This window comes from Streptomyces sp. MUM 2J, assembly GCF_022414535.1.
GTDB lineage: Bacteria > Actinomycetota > Actinomycetes > Streptomycetales > Streptomycetaceae > Streptomyces.
In genome coordinates this window covers 1-771 of record NZ_JADWYM010000120.1, presented here as the reverse complement: position 1 = coordinate 771, position 771 = coordinate 1, and the positions used below count along the sequence as shown (strand labels likewise).

Annotated in this window: 1 protein-coding gene; it reads left to right on the top strand. The window is 66.9% G+C overall.

Annotated features, from left to right (window positions below; translation table 11 throughout):
- A partial coding sequence (locus I3F54_RS31895) for an AMP-binding protein (RefSeq protein WP_240122409.1) occupies nucleotides 1–771 on the top strand: 771 nt, incomplete at both ends.

The following is a 771-nucleotide window of genomic DNA, read 5'->3' as shown; positions in this document are numbered from 1 at the left end:
TCCTGCTCACGAGTGACGGGTTGCCGGTGCCCCGGCATGATGTGTCGCTGCACACCATCGCTCTCGATATCCCCCAGACCGCCACCCGCCTGGCCGAACTACCTGCCGGCGACCTCCATGACAGCGACCGCAGCAGCCCCCTGCACCCCTCCCACCCGGCATACGTGATCTACACATCGGGATCCACCGGCCGGCCCAAGGGCGTCGTCGTGCCCCACCGGGGACTGGTCAACCGTCTGGCATGGATGCAGGGCGAATACGGACTGGGTACGCAGGACCGGGTCCTGCACAAGACCCCGTTCGGGTTCGATGTGTCCGTATGGGAGTTCTTCTGGCCACTCATCGAGGGGGCCACCGTGGTGGTCGCAGCCCCGGGCGGTCATGCCGATCCCGGCTACCTGGCCGAGATGATCGCGCGTGAACACATCACCGTGACCCATTTCGTACCCTCGATGCTGCAAGTGTTCCTCCGCGAGGCGAATGCGGAACAATGCGCCAGCCTGCGAGTGGTGTTCTGCAGCGGCGAGGCACTGCCCACCGAGCTGAGCACCCAGTTCCGGCAGCTCCTGGGAGACCGCCTGCACAACCTCTACGGTCCCACCGAGGCCTCCATCGACGTCACCGCCTGGCCGACAGCCCACACCACCGACGGGAACACGGCCGGAACCACCACGGGCTCCGTCCCGATCGGACGGCCGGTGTGGAACACCCGCGTCTATGTGCTGGATGCCGCCCTGCAGCCCTGCCCTCCAGGAGTGGCGGGCGAACTCT